This window comes from Flavobacterium sp. J27, from assembly GCF_004303025.1.
Classification (GTDB): Bacteria; Bacteroidota; Bacteroidia; order Flavobacteriales; family Flavobacteriaceae; genus Flavobacterium.
The window spans coordinates 46,497-68,340 of the sequence record NZ_PJQW01000016.1; the positions used below are offsets into that span (position 1 = coordinate 46,497).

Here is a 21,844-nt window from a genome sequence, read left to right on the forward strand (position 1 = left end):
ATAAAATCTATAGGGTAAGTGTTTTTTAAAAATTAATAATGATACAAATTTCAACAAAAGGCAAGGTGATACTTGCTGGTGCAGGTCCAGGTGATCCCGATTTAATAAGTGTGAAAGCACTGAAATATTTGCAAGTGGCAGATGTTGTCTTAATTGACCGATTGGTTTCACCTATTTTGGTAGAAGAATATGCGAAAAAAGAGGCAACTGTTATTTATGTTGGTAAACAATGTTCTAAAGGAATTCATACCCCACAAAGTGAAATCAATGAATTAATGGTTGAGTTTGCTACTCTAGGGAAATTGGTTCTTCGATTGAAAGGAGGAGATGTTTCTTTGTTTTCCAATGTTTTAGATGAATTACAAGTTTTGATCGAAAATCATATTTCTTATGAAATTGTTCCTGGAATTTCTGCTGCTTTTGGAGCTGCTGCTTACACGGGAATACCACTGACGGCTAGAACTTATTCTAGGGGAGTTCGTTTTCTTACTTTATATGATTTGAAAAACGTTACTAATGAACAATGGAAAGATTGGTCAAATACTGAGGATACCTTGGTTTTTTACATGAGTGGACAACGCTTGAATACTTTGGTGGATCAATTTATACTTCACGGAATTGAAAAAAATAAAGGTTTAGCTGTAGTGCAACAAGCGACAACAACTGAACAAAAAACACAAGTGTTTCAATTTGGAGACTTAGAAAAAAAATCTTTACCAAACTTTGAGTATGTGCCCACATTATTAATTGTTGGTAATGTGGTGAATTTACATCACGAGTTTGCTTGGTTTAAAGAGCAAAAAGAAACCGCATCTTATTTTGATAATCATAAAACACTTTTACAAAATGCTATCTGATACTAAATTAAATTATTTGCAACAACTCGTTCAAAATGCTTCTAGAGAGGAAATAATATGGACAAAAGGCTACTTGGCTGGTTTTTTAGAGGGAAGTAAAAACGGAATTCAAATTCCAGTTGTTGCTTCAACTGAAAATATCGCTGTTAAACCCTTGATTATTTATGGCACGGAAACGGGGAACTCTAAGAAAGTAGCTTCTCAATTACTAGCTAATTTCAAGAAAAATAAAATTCAAGCTAAAGCAATCGATGTGTTTCAATACGACACAGCAAAATTGGAAAAAGAAACTATTATCCTATTTGTAATGAGTACGCAAGGAGAAGGTGAATTTCCTCAAAATGCGATTCAATTTTACAATTATCTACAAACGCATGATTTGGATTTACAGCATATTTCGTTTGCAGTTCTTGGTTTAGGAGATTCTTCTTATCCGTTATTTTGTCATGCAGGTGTTTTATTGGATGAAATTTTAGCGAAAAAAGGAGCGAAACGATTATTGCCTTTAGTGAAGTCAGATGTAGATTTTGCTCCAAATGTCTTGCAATGGGAACAAGATTTGCAACAGGTTTTTAAACAACAGGTAGCTCCTGAAATCTTGGTTTCAAAGGTAGCTACTGTAACATCACATAAGAAAAATTATACTGGAAGAATTAAGAATAAGATTGTCTTAAATGATGTAGGTTCTAATAAAGAAACGTATCATATAGAAATTGTTACAGAAGAAGAGGTTTTGTATGAACCTGGAGATGCTCTAGGTATTGTGCCTAAAAACACTAAAGCAGACGCTCAAATTATTATTGATTATTTTCAAGCAGACGCTCAAAAGTTAATTGCGATAAAAGACGAACAAAAAACAGTAGAAAATTGGCTTCAAGGAAAAAATATAAAAGGACTTAGTAAGCGTTCTTTGGAACAATTAGGACAATTGTTGCAAGCTGAAATTACTTTTGAAAAGGCAGATTTAATTGATGTTTTGCGATTATTTGCTAAACCAGATTCTTTTCAAATTGAAAATTTATTAGAAATTCTTTTGCCTATTGCACCAAGGTTATATTCTATTGCTTCTTCTAATGAAGCACATGATGGAGAAGTGCATTTAACAGTGAATTTAAATACTTTTAATGTAAACAATCAACTTAAAACAGGTTTTGCTTCACAATTTTTAGCAGATTTTCCTTTACATGAAACCCTTGAGTTTTACATTCATAAAAATCAAAATTTCAGATTGCCTAAGGAAGATACCGATATTATAATGATTGGTCCAGGAACAGGAATTGCACCTTTTAGAAGTTTTTTATCACAAAGAGATGCATCAGGTGCAGAAGGTAAAAACTGGCTGTTCTTTGGGGAACAACATTTTGTACAAGACTTTTATTATCAAACTGAAATTCAAGAATGGATTGCAACTGGCGTTTTAACAAAATTAGATACGGCTTTTTCTAGAGATCAAGAACATAAAATATATGTACAAGATCGTATTAAAGAAAAGGCAAAAGAATTTAATGCTTGGCTAGAAAGTGGTGCTCATCTTTATATCTGCGGACAAAAAAATCCGATGAGTGGCGATGTAGAACAAGCGATAGTAGAAGTGTTGTCTCAAGAAAGAAATATAGCTGCTACAGAAGCAAAACAAATTTTAGAAGAGTTAGAAGCAACAGGAAAATATCAAAAAGACGTGTATTAAATCCATTCGTCTGTTCGAGTGTTTTTTGTGGAAGGGAATGAAGCAAAAAATGTATCGAGAACATTTAAAAATCAAATTTAAAATTAAAATGAGCACTAAATTATCTCCAGTAGAATTTATAAAAACAAAAAGTGACGGTTTACGAGGAACTTTAAAAGAAAGTATCGACTTAGATAATCATACAGGAAATGTACGACCAGATGATGAAACATTGGTTAAGTTTCATGGAATGTATGTACAAGATGATCGAGACAGAAGAGCTGAAAGAGCTGCTAAAAAGTTAGACAAATTATACTCTTTTATGATTCGTTTGCGTATTCCTGGTGGACAAATTACAGCAGATCAATGGTTGGCGATTCATGAAACTTCTGAAGCATATGGAACGGGAACGTTAAAAATAACTACGCGTCAAACTATTCAATTGCATGGTCTATTGAAGCATCAACTACGACCAACCATTCAATCTTTTAATGTGGCAAAATTAGATTCAATCGCAGCTTGTGGCGATGTAAATAGAAATGTTATCGTTTCTGCACATCCGCAATTATCTCCATTGCATAAAAAAATTCATGATTATGCGGATAAAATTTCAACCTTATTATTGCCAAAAACACAATCGTATTATGAAGTTTTTATTGATGGGGAAAAAATATACGAGCGTTCGGCTGAAGCAGATCCGTTATATGAAGATCGTTATTTGCCGAGAAAGTTTAAAATAGCAATTGCCATTCCGCCTAGTAATGATGTGGATTTGTTTACCAATGATTTAGGGTTAATTGCTGTTGTTGAAAAGGAAGAGTTGAAAGGGTTTAATCTTGTTGTAGGTGGTGGCTTAGGAACAACACATGGAAATGAAAATACCTTTCCACGTTTAGGAGATGTTCTAGGATTTGTCGATTCTGAAGAAAAAATCTTAAAAGCAGTTTATGAAGTGCTAACCATTCAAAGAGATTTTGGAAACCGATCCGATCGAAAACTATCTCGTTTGAAATATACTATCGAAAGATTAACGGTTGACGGATTTAAAAAAGAATTAGAAAAAAGAATTGGTTTCTCTTTGGAGGCAGCAAAACCTTTTCAATTTACAGAAAGAAATGATCGTTACGGTTGGGAAAAAAACCATCAAGGAAATTGGTTTTATACTCTTTTTGTGGAACATGGTGTAGTGCAGCCCAATCAAAAAGCTTTTTTATTAGAGGTGGCCAAATTGAATGTGTCTAATTTTATTTTTTCGGGGAACCAAAATTTAATTCTTGGTGAAATAAAAGAAAATGAAAAGAAAAAAATAGAAGCATTGTTGAAGCAGTTTGCTATTGAAACCCATGTTAGTGCGCTTAGAAAAAGTTCGATGGCATGTGTGGCTTTACCAACTTGCCCTTTGGCTTTAGCAGAAGCACAACGCTATTTGCCTGTTTTGGTAACCAAAATAGAGCCGTTATTAGAAAAATACAATTTAACCAACGAAGAAATTTCAATTAGAATGACAGGATGTCCTAATGGTTGTGGCCGACCTTATGTAGCTGAATTAGGTTTTATTGGTACAGGTCCAGAACAATATAATTTTATGCTAGGTGGTGATCGTTATGGAGAACGATTGAATAAATTATACAAAGAAAAACAAACCGAAAGTCAAATTTTAGAAGAAGTTGATCTTTTATTAGGAAAATATGTGAAAGAAAAACTAGAAAACGAAACTTTTGGTGATTTTGCTTTTAGAACCGTTTTTTAATAAATGAAAAATAGAATAGAGAAAGCAGTACTTGTTTTTTTATTGCTTTCTCAAATTTCAATTTTAGGACAGAAAAACATAACACATCAAAAATTGTTTTGGATTGGATATTATCCAACACTAGTTTTTAATAAAAACTGGAGTTTGAAAAACGAAATTCAAGAGCGCGTATTTTTAAAGCCTTTTCAGCAACATCAATTGTTATTTCGGAGTGATTTAGAAAGAAAAATTGTAAAACATTGGAGTGGTTTTGCTGGTTTTACTTTTTTTCTGCAAAGTCCGAATAATCCTTATGCAGAAAATAAGATAATAGTTCCAGAATTAAGACCTAATATTGGTATTCTAAATAACCAAAAATATACTTTCTTTTCATTGTCGCATCGGTATAAATTAGAAGGGCGTTTTTTTGCTATTGTAGAAGAGAATCGACTAACGGATGACTATGTTTTTTCAAATTTAAGAATGAGATATCAATTGGGAATAGATGTTCCGTTATACAAAAAAGAACAATCTGAGAAAATAATTTTAAAAGTAAAAGATGAGGTGCTATTTAATATAGGAAGTAAAATTGTAAAAAATACATTTGATCAAAATCGAATCTACTTGGGTTTACAAACTGTGGTGAATTCAAATGTTGCTGTCGAATTTGGATATCTAAATTGGTTCCAGCAGCAAGCGAACGGTGACGATTTTTACAATAGAGATATTCTTAGATTGTTATTCTTTCATAAAATAGATTTTAAAAATAAAACTAATGAGTAACACACTTTTTCCCGTTTTTTTAAAAACAGATACCGCTCACTTTTTAATTGTTGGAGCAGGAAATGTTGGTTTAGAAAAAACAGAAACCTTATTGAGGCAGAATCCTACTATTCGAATTACTATTATTGGGATACAAATACATCTAAGATTAAAGCAAATTGTAGATTCTTATTCTACTATTACTTTTTTTGAAAGACCTTTTGAAGAGAATGATTTAACTGAAAAAGATTTTGTAATCATTGCTACAGATAGTGCTGAGGTAAACTTAAATGTAAGAAACTTGGCAAAAAGAAGAGGTATTAAGGTAAATGCAGCAGATCAACCCGATTTATGTGATTTTTATTTGGGTTCTATTGTAAATAAAGGAAATCTAAAAATTGCAATTTCAACTAATGGGAAGTCACCCGTTCTAGCGAAACGAATGCGGGAATATTTTACCGCTATTATTCCAGATGATATTGATGAAAATTTAACTGTTTTGCATCAGTTTAGGTCGAATCATAAAGGAGATTTGCAGCAAAAATTAAAGGATTTAAATGCCATTACAGCCGCTTTTTCTGTGCAAAAGAAATCGGGTTTTTGGAATAGATTCAAACAATTATTTGCGATAAACTGAAAAAGGGACAACTTGTAATTTATTTTATGCTTAACAAATGATAATATAGAATAAAAATCTATTTTATTATTTTTAAATAACAAAATTTAGAAAAATATACTAATATATTTGTAAATATAGAATTTAGTTCTAAATTTGCAATGTAATAAAAAAGAAAACAATGAGAACAATTATGTGTATGATGTGTAAAATGATGTGGAACATTCCGCAGAGGTAACGTATGCATAATTCTAATAAATGATACAAAACCTCTGTAATACAAAACAGAGGTTTTTTTATCTCTATAATTTAAAAATATAAAAATGAAAAGTAATAATAAAATGTGTTGTATGATGATGATGTGCATGTGCGCACCACCTTAGTATGTCCAAAAGATAATAGTTAAACTTTAGTTATGTTTAAAAATTGAACCCTTTTGGAAAACTTTCAAAAGGGTTTTTTAATGAGAAAAAATCAAAAAATAAATAATAAAAACAATTAAATCAAAAAATTATGAGTACTCAAAAATTCGCAACAAACGCTTTACATGCTGGTCACGATGTTACTAAAAATGCTGGAACAAGAGCCGTTCCTATTTATCAAACGACCTCTTATGTTTTCAATAATTCAGATCATGCGGCTAACTTATTTAATTTATCGGAAGCAGGTTATATCTATACCCGATTAAACAATCCTACAAATGATGTTTTAGAACAAAGATTAGCTGCTTTAGAAGGAGGAATTGGAGCTGTTGTAACTGCTTCAGGAACTGCTGCAATTGCTACCGCTTTACAAGTTTTATTAAAAGCAGGAGATCATATCGTGGCCTCTAGTAGCTTGTATGGTGGAACTTATAACTTGTTAAATGTTACGTTACCAAGACTAGGAATTACTACCACTTTCGTTGATCCTTCCAATCCTGAAAACTTTAAAAATGCTGTTCAAGAAAATACACGTGCTTTTTTTGCTGAAAGTTTAGGAAATCCAAAATTAGATGTGCTAGATTTAAAAGCGATTGCCAAAGAAGCACATGATTACAAAGTGCCTTTTATTGTAGACAATACTGTAGCTACACCTTATTTGTTAAACCCTATTGAACACGGTGCCGATATTGTAATTCACTCTTTAACAAAATACATTACAGGAAATGGAACTTCTTTAGGTGGTGTTATTATCGATGCTGGGAAATTTGATTGGAGTAACGGAAAATTTCCAGAATTTACAGAGCCTTCTCCAGGATATCATGGATTGAAATATTATGAAGTTCTAGGAGCAGCTTCTTTTATTGCAAAAGTTAGAATTGAAGGATTACGTGATTTTGGCGCTGCTTTAAGTCCGTTTAACGCATTTCAAACCATACAAGGTTTAGAAACCTTAGAAATTAGAATTAAAAAACACTCTGAAAACGCGTTGAAATTAGCTCAATGGTTAGAAAAACAAGAAGAAGTGGCATGGGTAAATTATCCTGGATTAGAAACTTCGCCATACAAAGATTTAGCTGATAAATACCTTCCAAATGGTAAAAGTGGTATTGTAACTTTTGGATTAAAAGGTGGTTTTGATGCAGCTAAAAAAGTGGTAGATGAAACCAAATTATTCTCTCTTTTGGCAAATATTGGTGATACGAAATCCTTAATCATTCATCCAGCAAGTACGACACACCAACAACTTTCTGAAAAAGAACAAGCGACTACAGGTGTAACACAAGATTTAATTCGTCTTTCTGTAGGTCTAGAAGATATTGAAGATTTAAAAGCAGATTTAAAAGAAGCATTTGTAACAGTTAAAAACGGATTAAAAGTATAAATATGAGCGCAAAGACAGTAACTATATATGGTAGAGCTAAAAGAGACGAACAGTTTTTAATAAAAACAGAAAACCACGATATCCGAATTAGTAAAAATAAAAACCACCCAGATTTAGACGCACCAAGTCCTTTGGAATATGTTTTGGCTGGTTATGCAGGTTGTATTAATGCAGTAGGTACTTTGGTAGCTAAAGAACAACAAATAGAATACAAATCTTTGCAAGTAGATGTTTCAGGAGAGATTGATGTCGATAAATTTTACGGAAGAGAGACTTCTGCTAGAGCTGGGTTTAGTAAGTTGAAAGCGACCATAAAATTAGAAGCTGATATTACTAAAAAACAATTAGAGAATTGGTTGAAAACAGTTGAAGATCGCTGTCCAATTTATGATAACCTTGTAAATCCAACTCCAATTGAAGTGGATTTGGTAAGTGCATACGATACTGTGAGTTTAATTTAAAAAAATTAAATGTATGGTTGCGTTTGTTGTGGAAAGGTCTTTGGTTAACAAAATCAAAGACTCTTTTTTCAATTTTAAATGTGTTAAGCTGTGAAAATATGTTACAAAAGATAGAAATTGCAAATTTTGTTTTAGAAAACGAAAAACGGAAAGCAGATGTGGCTTTGTTTTATCAAGTTTTTGGTAAACCAATAGGTAAGGCTCCAGTAATTTTGATCAATCATGCTTTAACTGGAAATTCAAACGTGTCAGGAGAAAACGGTTGGTGGAAAAATGTAATTGATTATGATCATATTATCGATCTAAACCAATATACAGTTATTGCTTTCAATATTCCTGGAAATAATTTTCAAATTGAAAATGGCTTGTCTTCTGATTATAAAGAAATTTCAACTTTAGATATTGCTAGGTTGTTTTGGCTTGGTTTGGAAACAATAAATATTACGAATCTTTACGCAATAATTGGAGGTAGTTTAGGAGGTGGTATTTCTTGGGAAATGGCAGTTTTGCATCCGGAAAGAATTCAAAAAGTAATTCCTATTGCGACCCATTATTTTGCTAGTGATTGGGTGATCGCAAATGTAGGTGTTCAAGATGATATACTTAATTTTAGTCAGGATCCAATTGCAGTTGCTCGAAAACACGCTATGTTGTTGTATAGAACGCCTTTATCAATCAATCAACGCTTTAAAAATGCAAAAGAAGGAAATATTTACACCGTAAATGATTGGTTGTCTTATCATGGTATTTTATTAACGGAACGTTTTTCTTTAAATGCTTATCGTCAAATGAATTTCTTATTGGGCACTATTAATATTGTGAAAAATGGTTTTGATTTGAATCGTTTTTTAAAAGAAACCAAAATTGAAGTACATGCCATTAATATCAATTCAGATTTGCTATTTCAGAATAATTTAGACGAATACAATGCCCTTCATGAAAACAATACCAATTTCAATCATTATATAATCAATTCTATTCATGGGCATGATGCTTTTTTGATGGAATACCAACAACTGAACGAAATATTAAAACAAATTTTTTTAAATTAAAACCTATGAATACAACTATAAATATCATCATTTTTGGAATTGGTAATGTGGGTAGTACACTTGTAGATCAAATTATTGAAAAACATGACTTTTTTAAAGAAAAATTTAAAGTTAATTTGAGAATTCCTATTGTGTGCAATTCTAAATACGCTTTGTTTACAAAAAGACCATTACCTTTAAACTGGGTGGATGAATTTAAAACGCTAAGCCAAAGTTATACGGTTGAAGATATTTATGATTATGTAATTCAGAATGAATTGGAAAATGTGATAGCTGTTGATGTTACCGCAGATGAAGGAATCGTTAAAAATTATATTCCATTTATTCAGAATAATTTCAACATAGTTGCTGCGAATAAAAAAGCAAATACGTTACATTCCGATTTTTATAAAGAACTAAGAAGGGTTTTGGATAAAAGAGAAAAGTATTTTTTATATGAAACGAATGTTGGCGCAGGACTACCTGTTATTAATACCATACAAGATTTGTATTTAGCTGGTGAAAAAATCACAAAAATAAGAGGTGTGTTTTCTGGAACTATTAGTTATATTTTTAATCGATTTGGTAACGAAAATGTATCTTTCTCCAAAATTTTAATTGAAGCAGAAAAATTAGGATTAACCGAACCCGATTCACGAGAAGATTTGTCAGGGAAAGATGTGGCTAGAAAATTATTAATTCTCTCTAGAGAATTGGATTTAAACAATGAATTTGAAGATGTAAAAATTACCTCGCTTACCACTGAAAAAATTGATGGATTATCCAAAAGAAATTATTCGATTAGTAAAGAATTGTTGGATAAAGATTATGAAATTGCTAAAATAACTCAAAGTGAAAATCATGTCTTACGATATGTAGGTGAATTAGATGTGTTGCACAATAATTTAGAGGTGAAATTGGTTTCTGTTCCTGTGCAATCTGCATTAGGGCAACTAAAAGGGGCAGATAATTTAATTGAAATTTTTACAGAATCCTATGGTGATATTCCAATTGTTATTCAAGGTGCTGGTGCAGGGAAAAAAGTAACGGCAAGAGGCGTTTTGTCTGATATTATTAAAATAGCCAAGCAATTTAAATCTAAAAAACAACTTTTAGAAGTGTAGAGGAAATAGTGTAAATTTAATCATTTTTGATTTTTTTTAGTTTTAAAAAGTATTTTTAAATAAAAAAATGGTTTTTAAAACTAAAAAAAAGTTGTTTGTAAATTAAAAATAGAAAATATTTCTATTTTGTAAAAACATTAGTACTTTTGCGAGGTTCGTAAAAATATTGATTGTTATCTCGAAAGCTGGAGAGATTAGACTCTATGAAAGCTTAGCAACCCTATTTTCTTTATAGAAGGTGCTACATTCTATTCTGATTTTTTCAGAAAAAGATAACTTAAGAAAATCTCCTTTTCTTGATAACAAAATTTTAAAAAATAAATGCTCAAGGGCAAATAGATAGATATGTCAAAAATTTTGAATGAAATTCAAAAAAGAATATTAGTGCTCGATGGAGCCATGGGAACCATGTTGCAGCGCAATAATTTTTCAGAAGAAGACTTTAGAGGGGAACGCTTTAAAGATTTTCAACACCCATTGAAAGGAAATAACGATTTACTTTCAATAACACAACCAGAAGCTGTAAAAGAGGTACATCGTTTGTATTTTCAAGCGGGTGCTGATATTGTTGAGACGAATACATTCTCAGGAACAACTATTGGTATGGCAGATTACCATTTAGAAGATGTAGTGTATGAGTTAAATTATGAATCCGCTAAAATTGCACGTGAAGTGGCTGATGAATTTACAGACAAACCGCGTTTTGTTGCTGGTTCAATAGGACCAACCAATAGAACAGCAAGTATGAGTCCTGATGTTAATGATCCAGGTTATAGAGCGGTAACTTTTGATGAACTAAAAGAAGCGTATAAGCTACAAGTGGAAGCATTAATCGACGGCGGTTGTGATGTGCTTTTGGTAGAAACTATTTTTGATACTTTAAATGCAAAAGCAGCTCTTTTTGCTATTGAAGAAGTTAAAGAAGTAAGAAAAATTGATATTCCAGTAATGGTTTCAGGAACTATTACTGATGCTTCTGGTCGTACTTTGTCAGGGCAAACGGTGGAAGCTTTTTTAATCTCAATAAGTCATATTCCGTTGTTAAGTATTGGGTTTAATTGTGCTTTGGGAGCTGATCAACTAAAACCTTATTTAAAAAGATTAGCAAATAATACACAATTAAATATTTCTGCACATCCAAATGCAGGTTTGCCAAATGCTTTTGGACAGTATGATCAATCTCCAGAAGAAATGCAATCTTTAATTCGAGAATATCTTCAAGATAATCTTGTAAATATTATTGGTGGATGTTGCGGTACAACTCCAGAACATATCCAATTAATTGCAGAAGTTGCCAAAGAATATAAACCTAGAATGGTTGTTGGTTGTTAGTTAATGGCTGTTAGATAAAAAAGATAATATATGAATTACATAAAGTTGGAAGTTTGGTTAGAAGCTAGAAAGTTAACTAGTCTGGTTTACGATATTACCAAAACATTTCCAAAAGAAGAACTTTACAGTTTAACTAGTCAAATTAGAAGATGTGCGATTTCAATTCCTTCGAATATAGCAGAAGGTTGTGGGAGACAGACTTCAAAAGATACAATACATTTTCTTCATATATCAAGAGGCTCCTTATATGAGTTAGAGACCCAATTTTATTTAGCACTAGATCAAAAATATATTTCTGAAGATGATTTTAATGCAATAATTACTCAAACAGAAACTTGTAAAAAGTTGTTGAATGGATTTATCAATTATTGTAAAAAACTATAAGCATGAAAATTGATATGACTAATAACCAACAACCAAATACCAACAACTACTTAAAATTATCGGGACTTGAACCTTTAATTATTACACCAGAAACTAATTTTGTCAATGTTGGAGAACGCACTAATGTAACTGGTTCGCGTAAATTTCTTCGCCTTATTAAAGAAGGAAATTATGACGAAGCCTTGGATATTGCCCGAAACCAAGTAGAAGGTGGAGCGCAGATCATTGATGTTAACATGGATGAAGGGATGTTAGATGGTGTAATGGCAATGACTAAATTTTTAAATTTAATTGCTGCTGAACCAGATATCGCTCGAGTGCCCATCATGATTGATAGTTCCAAATGGGAAATTATTGAGGCAGGTTTAAAGGTGATTCAAGGGAAAGGAATTGTAAATTCCATATCTTTAAAAGAAGGTGAAGCTCTCTTTGTGCACCATGCTAAACTAATCAAAAGATATGGTGCGGCTGTTATTGTAATGGCTTTTGATGAGGTTGGTCAGGCTGATACCTACGAAAGACGTATTGAAATTTGTAAAAGATCGTATGAAATATTGGTAAATCAAGTGGGTTTTGCAGCTGAAGATATTATTTTTGATCCCAATATATTTCCTGTTGCTACTGGAATGGAGGAGCATAAACTCAATGCGTTAGATTTTTTTAGAGCTACGAAATGGATTAAAGAAAATTTACCATTTGCAGGAGTTTCAGGAGGTGTAAGTAATGTGTCTTTTTCTTTTAGAGGTAACGATAAAGTGAGAGAAGCCATGCATGCTGCTTTTTTATATCATGCGATTCAAAATGGAATGACAATGGGAATTGTAAATCCTGAAATGTTAGAAATTTACGATGAGGTTGATAAAAAGTTACTGGAACATGTGGAAGATGTTTTGCTTAACAGAAGGGAAGATGCGACAGAAAGATTATTAGAATTAGCGGAAAGTTATAAAGGAGATGTAGCTAAAACTAATGAAAAAGCGATTCAAGAGTGGCGTAATGGAAGTGTTCAAGAACGATTGACGCATTCTTTAGTAAAAGGAATAGACGAATTTATCGAAATTGATGTAGAAGAAGCAAGATTACAATCGAACAAAGCTATTGAGGTTATTGAAATCAATTTAATGGCAGGAATGAATGTAGTTGGAGATTTGTTTGGAAGTGGTAAAATGTTTTTACCTCAAGTGGTAAAGTCTGCCAGAGTAATGAAAAAAGCGGTGGCTTATTTATTGCCTTTTATTGAATCAGAAAAAACAGGAAATTCTTCTAGTGCTGGAAAAGTGCTAATGGCGACAGTAAAAGGAGATGTACACGATATAGGGAAAAATATTGTAGCTGTAGTTTTAGGATGTAATAATTTTGAAATCATTGATTTAGGCGTTATGGTACCGCCTGAAAAAATTATAGAAACGGCTATTCAAGAGAACGTGGATATCATAGGTTTAAGTGGTTTAATTACACCTTCTTTGGATGAAATGGTGTATTTGGCTAAAGAAATGGATAAATTAAATATTAAAATACCTATTATGATTGGTGGTGCAACTACTTCTAGAGCACATACCGCTGTAAAAATTGCTCCAGAATATAAAGAAACTGTGGTGCATGTTAATGATGCATCAAGAGCGGTAACTGTAGCTAGTAATTTACTTCAAAGAGAAACTAAAGAAAACTACGTTAAAGCTATTAGGGATGAATATGACGCATTACGTGAAGGGTATTTAAACAGAAGCAGAGAAAAGAATTTTCTGACTATAGAAGAAGCGCGTCTAAATAAATATAAAATAGATTGGACTAATTATCTACCTTCCAAGCCTAATTTTATAGGCACAAAGGTTATTCAAGTGCAATTATTAGAATTAGTAGATTTTATAGATTGGACTCCTTTTTTTCAATCTTGGCAATTGTTTGGTAAATATCCTGCGATTTTAAATGATGAAGTGGTAGGAGAACAAGCAAGTCAGTTGTTCCAAGATGCTCAAAAAATGTTGCATCAAATTGTGAATGAAAAATGGTTTGAGGCCAAAGGAGTTTTGGGAATTTTTCCAGCTAATCAAGTAAACGATGATGATATTAGTGTTACTACTTCGAACGAGGTTGAGAAGTTCCTAACTTTAAGACAACAATCTCAGAAAACAGTTGGTGCACCTAATATCGCTTTGGCTGATTTTGTGGCGCCTTCAAACTCTGGAATACAAGACTATATAGGTTGTTTTTGTGTTTCAACTGGTTTTGGTGTAGATGAAAAAGCAAGTGTATTTGAAAAAGAATTAGACGATTATAATGCCATTATGGTAAAAGCTTTAGGAGATCGATTAGCAGAAGCATTTGCAGAATACTTACATTTAAAAGTAAGAAAAGAAATTTGGGGTTATGCTACAGAGGAAAACCTAAATAATCAAGAGTTAATTAAAGAAGTGTATAAAGGAATTCGTCCTGCTCCAGGATATCCGGCTTGTCCTGATCATTTAGAAAAACCAACCATATGGAAGTTGTTGCAAGTAGAAGAAAAAATAGGAGTTACTTTGACTGAAAGCATGGCAATGTGGCCTGCAGCATCGGTTTCTGGATATTATTTTGCACATCCGGAAAGTAAATATTTTGGTTTAGGTAAGATAAAAGAAGATCAAGTAAAAGATTATGCGAACCGTAGAGGTATTTCGGTAGAAATGGCTTCAAAATGGTTAGCACCAAATATAGTAGATTAATAATAGTTGATAGGTTATAGTTGTTAGTTGATAGAAATAAGCTAACAACCAACAACCAACAACCAACAATCAATCAATATAATGAAAGTTACACAACATATAGAGAATGCAAATGGAAAGCCACTTTTTTCATTCGAAATTTTACCGCCTTTGAAAGGGCAAAATATTCAGTCTATTTTTGATAGTATAGATCCATTAATGGAATTCAATCCTCCATTTATTGATGTTACGTATCACCGAGAAGAATATGAATTCAAGGAGTTGTCTAATGGGTTATTGCAAAAGAAAATTGTAAAAAAAAGACCAGGAACAGTTGGGATTTGCGCAGGAATTCAAAATAAATATGAAGTAGATGCAATTCCTCATATTTTGTGTGGAGGGTTTACCAAAGAAGATACTGAAAATTTGTTAATTGATTTAGATTTTTTGGGAATTGATAATGTAGTAGCTTTAAGAGGAGATGCTTTAAAAAATGAAATTTATTTTAAACCTGAAAAAGATGGAAATACTTATGCGTCCGATTTGGTCAAACAAATTTCTAATCTTAATAAAGGAGTGTATTTGGACGAAGATTTGCAAAACTCTTCTTGTACTAATTTTTGTATAGGAGTGGCTGGTTATCCTGAAAAACATATGGAAGCACCAAGTATGGATAGTGATTTACATTTTTTAAAACAAAAGATAAAAAATGGAGCAGACTATATTATTACACAAATGTTTTTTGATAATAAAAAGTTTTTTGATTTTGTTGAAAAATGTAAAAAAGCAGGAATTACAGTGCCAATTATTCCTGGATTAAAACCTATTGCAACTAAAAAGCAATTAAATCTAATTCCACACCGTTTTAAAGTAGATTTACCAGATGATTTAATTATGGAAGTAGTAAAAGCGAAAGATAACGATGCTGTTAAACAGATAGGTATTGAATGGTGTTTGCAACAAAGCAAAGAGTTAATTCAAGCAGGAATTCCTGTATTGCATTATTACTCCATGGGTAAAGCAGAAAATATTAAAGCTATTGCTTCTGAAATTTTCTGAAAATAGTTTAAAAACTGTTTTTTATCGATTAAAAGTATGTTTTTTTAGACGAAATGCGTTTTTTTTTCATTTTTGCGAATTTTTCAGAATTATTTACTGTCTCTCTTGTTGAAATTTAATTATATTCATTTTTTAGTTTATTTTTTTGAATTTTTAAAACTAAAAGTGTTAAAAAAATACGCCATAAAGGAAGTTTTTTGCTGTTTTTTCTAAGATATCCTCAATGGGAATTTGGTAGTTTTGCCTTATTGTTATACTTTCGTAACATAATAAATAACAAAGCATTATGAAAAAATTTTTATTGATTCTGGTTTTCTCGGTGGCTTTTCAATTTAATTATGCTAATAACTCAAATGACCCGCTTTTAAACAAAGCAAAAGAACTAAGTTTAAATAAAAACTATTCTGAAGCTATTTTGGTATATAACCAATACTTAAGTAAAACAGATAGTAAAAATCTTAAAAATGTTTATGTAGAAATCGCTAATTGTTATTATAAAATGGATAACAGAACAGTTGCGGTTGATTACATAAAAAAAGCAATTACTCATTATGGTTTTTCTGAAGAAGATTTTATCTATAATGATACTTTAGATACAGAGTTGTCAAAGTATGCTTTGTCAGTTGTTTATGATGATTTAGATAATCTACACAATAAATATACTGCCTCTTTAAACTAAATAAAGACAAACCCAAAAGAAAAAGGTTGCCATTTTTGGTAACCTTTTTTATTTATTATGAATTTGTTTTTTCTCTGAAAATTTGCTCTAAGTTTTTGTTTTTTAAATTCAATTGAAGAATTTTTAATCCTTTATCTTGCGCAAAATCAAAGAGTGCTGGTCGCATATCCTTTTCAGACTCAAAATGAAGTTCATATACTGTGTCATTCTGAGTGGTTATTGATTTTAAATTTGAAAAAATAAATTGTTCTTTAGTAACTGGTTGATCAAATTCGATACTTATAATTTGATTTATTTGTTCTTTAACCAATGTTTTTAAATTCTTGTCCTCAATAATTTTTCCTTTGTTAATTATAATTACTCTTTCACAGATAGCTTCCACTTCCTGCATGATATGAGTAGATAAAAAAACGGTTTTATCTTTACCAATGCTTTTAATTAATTCTCTTATCTCTACTAATTGGTTAGGATCTAAACCTGTTGTAGGTTCGTCTAAAATTAAAACATCAGGATTATGAAGTAAGGCGCAGGCAAGACCTACACGTTGTCTGTATCCTTTTGATAGTTGACTTATTTTTTTATTACTTTCTGGTGTAAGTCCTGTTAAGGCAATTACTTCTTCAATTCGCTGTTTGGATACTTTATAAATTTCTGCATTGAATGATAAATATTCTCTCACATATAAGTCTAAATATAAAGGGTTGTGTTCAGGTAAATATCCCACCGATTTCTGTACCGATTTTGCTTGATTTGTAATGGCATATCCATTTACTTTTCCTTCTCCTTCATCTGCTGTAATAAATGTGGTAAGAATTTTCATTAAAGTAGATTTTCCAGCACCATTAGGTCCCAAGAATCCTACAATTTCTCCTTTTTTTATAGAAAAAGAAACCCGATCTAGTGCTTTTTGCTCTCCATAATTTTTAGAGATGTTAACAACTTCAATAGACATAGAAATATAAGTTTTAGCAAAAATAAAGTTTTTTAATTAAAAATATTTTTTTTGAAAAAGTATTTTGGAAAGTTTTTTTTTATATATTAGCCACTTCAAAGCATAGCAAAAAATGTTACAGACAACCACATTTTATTTTAACAATTCTTTTTATTATTTCTGGAGAGAGATAAGGGATTGTTATGCTATACACTAATTTAAAATAAATTATATAATATAAGATACAATCCCGATGCAAATCGGGATTTTTTTGTTTATAACAGTTATGGATTTAAAAATTGCAATACAAGGAATCAAAGGCTCTTTTCATCATCAGGTGGCCAATCATTATTTTGGTGAAGCAATCACATTAGATGAATGTACCTCATTTAATGCGGTCGTTAAGAGTTTAAAAACAAAACATTCCGATAAAGGAGTAATGGCTTTAGAGAATTCAATTGCAGGTTCTATTCTTCCTAATTATGCTTTAATTGATAAAAACGAACTGCATATCATTGGAGAATATTATTTGGATATTCACATGAATTTAATGGCTTTGAAAGGCCAAAAAATGGAAGATATTAAAGAAGTGCATTCGCATCCTATTGCGCTTTTACAATGCGAAGTTTTTTTTAACCAATATCCTCATATTAAATTAGTTGAAAGTATAGATACAGCTGAAACGGCTTATCGAATACAACAACAGCGTCTATCAGGAATTGCAGCAGTTGCTGCTCCTATTGCCGCTCAAATGTATGATTTAGAGATTCTGGCAGCAGGAATTCATACTATTAAAAGTAATAAGACTCGCTTTGTAATTGTAAATACAAGAAACAAAGCTTTATCAAAAGAAGAGATTAATAAAGCTTCTTTAAAATTTGAATTAGACGATACACCAGGAAGCTTAGCAACAGTATTAAATGTAATGAATAACTGTAAATTGAATTTAACCAAAATCCAATCACTTCCTATAATAGAAACCCCTTTTCAGTATGCGTTTTTTGTAGATGTTGTTTTTGAGAAATACAAACATTATGAAAAGGCAAAAAAAATATTGGAAATTATGACCACACATTTTAAAGTTTTAGGAGAATACAAACAAGGAAAACAATGATAGCAACAGCAAATAGATTAAATACAGTTGAAGAATACTACTTTTCAAGAAAATTGAAAGAAGTAAATCAATTGATTTCAGAAGGAAAACCCATAATTAATATGGGAATTGGGAGTCCTGATTTAGCACCTCATGCTTCGGTTATAGAAGCTATTCAAGGTGCGCTTTTAGAACCTACGGCTCATATGTATCAAAGCTATCAAGGGTTGCCAGATTTGCGAAAAGGTTTTTGTGACTATTATCTGCGTAATTTTAATGTAACCATTGATCTTGCATCAGAAATTTTGCCTTTAATGGGCTCAAAAGAAGGAATTATGCATATTGCTATGGCTTTTTTAAATGAAGGAGATCGAGTTTTAATTCCAAACCCTGGTTATCCAACGTATCAATCGGTTTGTAATTTAGTAGGAGCAACAACGATACATTATGATTTGAAAGAAGAGAATAATTGGTATCCAGATTTTGAAGCGTTAGAGAAGCAAGATTTAGCTAACGTAAAATTAATGTGGGTGTGTTATCCTCATATGCCTACAGGAGCTCAAGCAAGTTTAGCATTGTTTGAACAGTTGATTGCATTTGGTAAAAAACATCAAATTCTAATCGTAAATGATAATCCATATAGTGCTATTTTAAATGATAATCCCATGTCAATTCTTCAAGTTGAAGGAGCTAAGGATGTTGCAATTGAGTTAAATTCGTTAAGTAAAACCTACAATATGGCTGGCTGGAGAGTAGGTATGGTTATGGGTAATGCAGCCAACATAGCTTCTGTTTTGAAGGTAAAAAGCAATATGGATAGCGGTATGTTTTTTGGTATTCAAAAAGGTGCGATTGAAGCTTTGAAACTAGGAAAAGATTGGTTTGATAGTTTAAATGGAGAATATGAGAAAAGAAGAATATTAATTTTCTCCTTGTGTGATAAACTAGGTGTTAAAGTAAATAGAAATCAGGTTGGCATGTTTGTTTGGGCAAAATTACCTGAACAAGTTTCATCAGAAACTTTCATTGATAAATTGTTATACGAAAAGAGTCTTTTTATTACTCCAGGAACCATTTTTGGTTCACAAGGAGAAGGATATATTCGTTTTTCATTATGTGTTAATGAAGAAAAAATAAAAGAAGCAATATGTCGATTGTAATGGAAAAAAATAGTGAAAAATTTGTAGTTATTGGACTCGGTTTAATGGGAGGTTCTTTGGCCTTAGATATAAAAAATAAAAGAGATGATGCGGTGGTTTATGGATTTGATACGAATGAAAAACATACTTTAAAAGCCAAAGAATTAGGAATTATCGACAAAATAGGAAAGGAAGAAGATATTTTAGATGCACACTGGATAATTGTTGCTGTACCTGTTGATAAAAGTATGGATGTTTTAGTGAATGTTCTAAATAAAATCAATGCTCATACCATTGTATTTGATGTGGGTTCTACTAAAAGTCAAATTTGTGAAACGGTTAAAAATCATCAAAACAGAAGAAATTTTATTGCGGCTCATCCTATTGCAGGAACTGAATTTTCTGGTCCGCAAGCAGCAATGAAAGACTTGTTTTTGGATCGTACTAATATTATTTGTGAAGTCGAAAAAACAGCTTTTGTCTTTCAAGAGAAAGCTTTAGAATTATTTAAACAAATTGGCATGAGAATTCGATATATGGATCCTGTTTCTCATGATAAACACATTGCTTATATGTCTCACTTATCGCATATAAGTTCATTTATGTTAGGGAAAACTGTAATAGAGGAGGAAAAAAATGAACGGGATATTTTTGATATGGCAGGAAGTGGTTTTGAAAGTACAGTTCGTTTAGCTAAAAGTTCACCTGCTATGTGGACACCTATTTTTAAACAAAACAAAGATCATGTTGTCAAATCATTGTCAGAATACATTGCAAATCTGAATAGCTTTAAGGAGTTATTAGAGCAAGAAAAATATGAAGAAGTATTTACGACATTAGAAGAAACCAATAGAATAAAACAAATATTAAAATAAATTAAGATACGTGTTAGATATCCTAATATTTGTCTTGATAATTAAGTGAAATTATGGAAAATAAAAAAGAATTAAGAACATGGTTAGAGGATTTTAAATTAGAACATCCATTAGTAATAGCAGGACCATGTAGTGCTGAAACAGAAGATCAAGTTTTAAAAATTGCTCATGAATTAAAAGATTCTGATGTTTCAATTTTTAGAGCAGGAATATGGAAACCGAGAACGCGACCTGGAGGTTTTGAAGGAGTAGGTGCGATCGGATTAAAATGGTTGCAAAAAGCAAAAGCTGAAACAGGTTTGTTAATGGCAACTGAGGTGGCAACTGCAGCACATGTAAAATTAGCACTAGAACATGATATTGATATTTTATGGATTGGAGCAAGAACTACGGTAAATCCTTTTGCAGTGCAAGAAGTAGCTGATGCTTTGCAAGGAACTGATAAAATTGTGCTATTGAAAAACCCAGTGAATCCAGATTTAGCCCTTTGGATTGGAGGTCTTGAAAGACTTTACAATGCTAATATTAAAAAATTGGGAGTTATTCACAGAGGATTTTCGACTTACGATAAAACGAAATATAGAAACAATCCTGAGTGGCAAATTGCTATTGAATTACAAAATAGATTTCCAGATTTACCACTTATTTGTGATCCATCACATATTACAGGAAAAAGAGATATGATCCAGGAAGTTTCTCAACAAGCATTAGATTTAAATTATGATGGATTAATTATTGAAACCCATATTGATCCAGAAAACGCTTGGAGCGATGCTGCTCAACAAGTAACGCCTGATACCTTGAAACAAATCTTTACCGATTTAAGAGTTAGAAAAGTTACCGATGACGAAAGTGAGTTCAATCAAAAAATGGCTAAATTGAGAGCGCAAATTGATGAATTTGATGGAAAATTACTAGAAATTTTGGGAAATAGAATGAAAGTTGCTGATAAAATTGGAGAACTTAAAAAAGAAAAAAATGTGGCTATTCTTCAAAATAAACGTTGGAACGAAATATTAGGAAAAATGATTTTAGAAGGAGAAGAAAAAGGGTTAAGTAATGAATTTGTAATGCAAATGTTTAAAGCAATTCATCAAGAAAGTATTAATCATCAAGAAAAAGTGGTAAACCAATAGAATAAAAAAAGCCTCTTTTTAAAGAGGCTTTTTTTATTACTTAATTTGTTTTTTGAAATAGTAACGAGTAATAAAAATACCATTGCCATCTTCTTTTCCTGCATCACTTTCAACACCGCTAGCTACATGAATTAGTTCCCAACCTTCTTTGCTGTACGTATTTAACAAAGAGGTGATTATAGCGTCGTTTGAGGCAATATTTTGAAAATTAATACCAGCCATACTGTAGAAATTTACTAAGGTAGTTTCATTTAAATCATCTATTTTTACATCACCTCGGTTTTTAGAAGTTTTATCTTTACCTTCTTTAGATCTTACGGTTGTAAATTGTGTATAATCTACTTCCGATCCATTTTCTATTATTCTTGAGCGACCAATACCACCAGGTACTATAGATTCTACAGAAGTAACGATTTTAAATTCAAATACAGAAGAAGAACTTGAATTAGATGATTGTGCATTTAGAAATGAAAATGAATTCAT

20 protein-coding genes and 1 riboswitch are annotated in these 21,844 nt (G+C 31.5%); of the genes, 18 read left to right on the forward strand and 2 right to left on the reverse strand.

Going from position 1 to position 21,844, the window contains the following annotated elements:
• Positions 1-38 precede the first annotated feature (38 nt).
• The 14 genes from cobA to CX675_RS17940 all read left to right on the forward strand — a co-directional run bounded on the left by cobA (position 39) and on the right by CX675_RS17940 (position 16,187).
• A complete protein-coding gene (gene cobA / locus CX675_RS17875) occupies positions 39-857 on the forward strand; it encodes a uroporphyrinogen-III C-methyltransferase (protein WP_130736619.1) in 819 nt (272 codons plus the stop codon).
• The gene (locus tag CX675_RS17880; protein WP_130736620.1) at positions 847-2,544 is read left to right on the forward strand and encodes a sulfite reductase flavoprotein subunit alpha; all 1,698 of its coding nucleotides are present in this window, start codon (positions 847-849) and stop codon (positions 2,542-2,544) included. Before cobA ends, CX675_RS17880 begins: the two co-directional genes overlap by 11 nt.
• 88 nt (positions 2,545-2,632) lie before the next feature.
• Positions 2,633-4,273: an NADPH-dependent assimilatory sulfite reductase hemoprotein subunit gene (locus CX675_RS17885; RefSeq protein ID WP_130736621.1), complete on the forward strand. Its 1,641-nt coding sequence runs from the start codon at positions 2,633-2,635 to the stop codon at positions 4,271-4,273.
• A gap of 3 nt (positions 4,274-4,276) precedes the next feature.
• Positions 4,277-5,035, forward strand: coding sequence for a DUF2490 domain-containing protein (locus CX675_RS17890; RefSeq protein WP_130736622.1), 759 nt, complete (start codon positions 4,277-4,279; stop codon positions 5,033-5,035).
• Positions 5,028-5,651 carry a bifunctional precorrin-2 dehydrogenase/sirohydrochlorin ferrochelatase gene (locus tag CX675_RS17895; protein ID WP_130736623.1) on the forward strand — a complete coding sequence of 208 codons (624 nt, stop codon included), beginning with the start codon at positions 5,028-5,030 and terminating at the stop codon, positions 5,649-5,651. Before CX675_RS17890 ends, CX675_RS17895 begins: the two co-directional genes overlap by 8 nt.
• A 492-nt stretch (positions 5,652-6,143) precedes the next feature.
• Positions 6,144-7,436 carry an O-acetylhomoserine aminocarboxypropyltransferase/cysteine synthase family protein gene (locus CX675_RS17900; RefSeq protein WP_130736624.1) on the forward strand — a complete coding sequence of 431 codons (1,293 nt, stop codon included), beginning with the start codon at positions 6,144-6,146 and terminating at the stop codon, positions 7,434-7,436.
• A gap of 2 nt (positions 7,437-7,438) precedes the next feature.
• On the forward strand, positions 7,439-7,897 hold the full coding sequence (locus tag CX675_RS17905; protein ID WP_130736625.1) for an OsmC family protein: 459 nt from the start codon (positions 7,439-7,441) through the stop codon (positions 7,895-7,897).
• Between the two features lie 98 nt (positions 7,898-7,995).
• Positions 7,996-8,949 carry an alpha/beta fold hydrolase gene (locus tag CX675_RS17910; RefSeq protein ID WP_130736626.1) on the forward strand — a complete coding sequence of 318 codons (954 nt, stop codon included), beginning with the start codon at positions 7,996-7,998 and terminating at the stop codon, positions 8,947-8,949.
• Between the two features lie 5 nt (positions 8,950-8,954).
• Positions 8,955-10,052, forward strand: coding sequence for an aspartate kinase (locus CX675_RS17915; RefSeq protein ID WP_130736627.1), 1,098 nt, complete (start codon positions 8,955-8,957; stop codon positions 10,050-10,052).
• A gap of 170 nt (positions 10,053-10,222) precedes the next feature.
• A riboswitch (SAM riboswitch) is annotated at positions 10,223-10,331 on the forward strand.
• Between the two features lie 66 nt (positions 10,332-10,397).
• Entirely contained in the window at positions 10,398-11,384 is a 987-nt protein-coding gene (locus CX675_RS17920; RefSeq protein ID WP_130736628.1) for a homocysteine S-methyltransferase family protein, read from the forward strand.
• 30 nt (positions 11,385-11,414) lie between these two features.
• Positions 11,415-11,768, forward strand: a complete 354-nt coding sequence (locus CX675_RS17925) for a four helix bundle protein (protein WP_130736629.1) — start codon at positions 11,415-11,417, stop codon at positions 11,766-11,768.
• Positions 11,769-11,770: 2 nt separating this feature from the next.
• Positions 11,771-14,470 carry a methionine synthase gene (gene metH / locus CX675_RS17930; protein WP_130736630.1) on the forward strand — a complete coding sequence of 900 codons (2,700 nt, stop codon included), beginning with the start codon at positions 11,771-11,773 and terminating at the stop codon, positions 14,468-14,470.
• 81 nt (positions 14,471-14,551) lie between these two features.
• A complete protein-coding gene (gene metF, locus CX675_RS17935; protein WP_130736631.1) occupies positions 14,552-15,508 on the forward strand; it encodes a methylenetetrahydrofolate reductase [NAD(P)H] in 957 nt (318 codons plus the stop codon).
• Positions 15,509-15,794: 286 nt separating this feature from the next.
• Complete coding sequence (locus CX675_RS17940; protein WP_130736632.1) at positions 15,795-16,187, forward strand: hypothetical protein; 393 nt, start codon at positions 15,795-15,797, stop codon at positions 16,185-16,187.
• A gap of 55 nt (positions 16,188-16,242) precedes the next feature.
• Here the strand turns inward: CX675_RS17940 and gldA are convergent, their stop codons facing one another.
• Positions 16,243-17,139 (reverse strand): gliding motility-associated ABC transporter ATP-binding subunit GldA, encoded by an 897-nt coding sequence (gldA, locus tag CX675_RS17945; protein ID WP_130736633.1) that lies wholly within the window; start codon positions 17,137-17,139, stop codon positions 16,243-16,245.
• Positions 17,140-17,404: 265 nt separating this feature from the next.
• Between gldA and CX675_RS17950 the strand changes: the two genes are divergently transcribed.
• Genes CX675_RS17950 through CX675_RS17965 form a run of 4 tightly spaced genes read left to right on the forward strand, consistent with a single transcriptional unit; the run spans position 17,405 to position 21,361 of the window.
• Entirely contained in the window at positions 17,405-18,232 is an 828-nt protein-coding gene (locus CX675_RS17950) for a prephenate dehydratase (RefSeq protein WP_130736634.1), read from the forward strand.
• The gene (locus CX675_RS17955; RefSeq protein ID WP_130736635.1) at positions 18,229-19,371 is read left to right on the forward strand and encodes a pyridoxal phosphate-dependent aminotransferase; all 1,143 of its coding nucleotides are present in this window, start codon (positions 18,229-18,231) and stop codon (positions 19,369-19,371) included. The genes CX675_RS17950 and CX675_RS17955 overlap by 4 nt, the downstream gene beginning before the upstream one ends.
• The gene (locus CX675_RS17960; RefSeq protein ID WP_240723691.1) at positions 19,359-20,225 is read left to right on the forward strand and encodes a prephenate dehydrogenase; all 867 of its coding nucleotides are present in this window, start codon (positions 19,359-19,361) and stop codon (positions 20,223-20,225) included. The genes CX675_RS17955 and CX675_RS17960 overlap by 13 nt, the downstream gene beginning before the upstream one ends.
• A gap of 53 nt (positions 20,226-20,278) precedes the next feature.
• Positions 20,279-21,361: a bifunctional 3-deoxy-7-phosphoheptulonate synthase/chorismate mutase type II gene (locus CX675_RS17965; protein ID WP_130736636.1), complete on the forward strand. Its 1,083-nt coding sequence runs from the start codon at positions 20,279-20,281 to the stop codon at positions 21,359-21,361.
• Between the two features lie 36 nt (positions 21,362-21,397).
• Here the strand turns inward: CX675_RS17965 and CX675_RS17970 are convergent, their stop codons facing one another.
• Positions 21,398-21,844, reverse strand: a complete 447-nt coding sequence (locus CX675_RS17970; RefSeq protein WP_130736664.1) for a hypothetical protein — start codon at positions 21,842-21,844, stop codon at positions 21,398-21,400.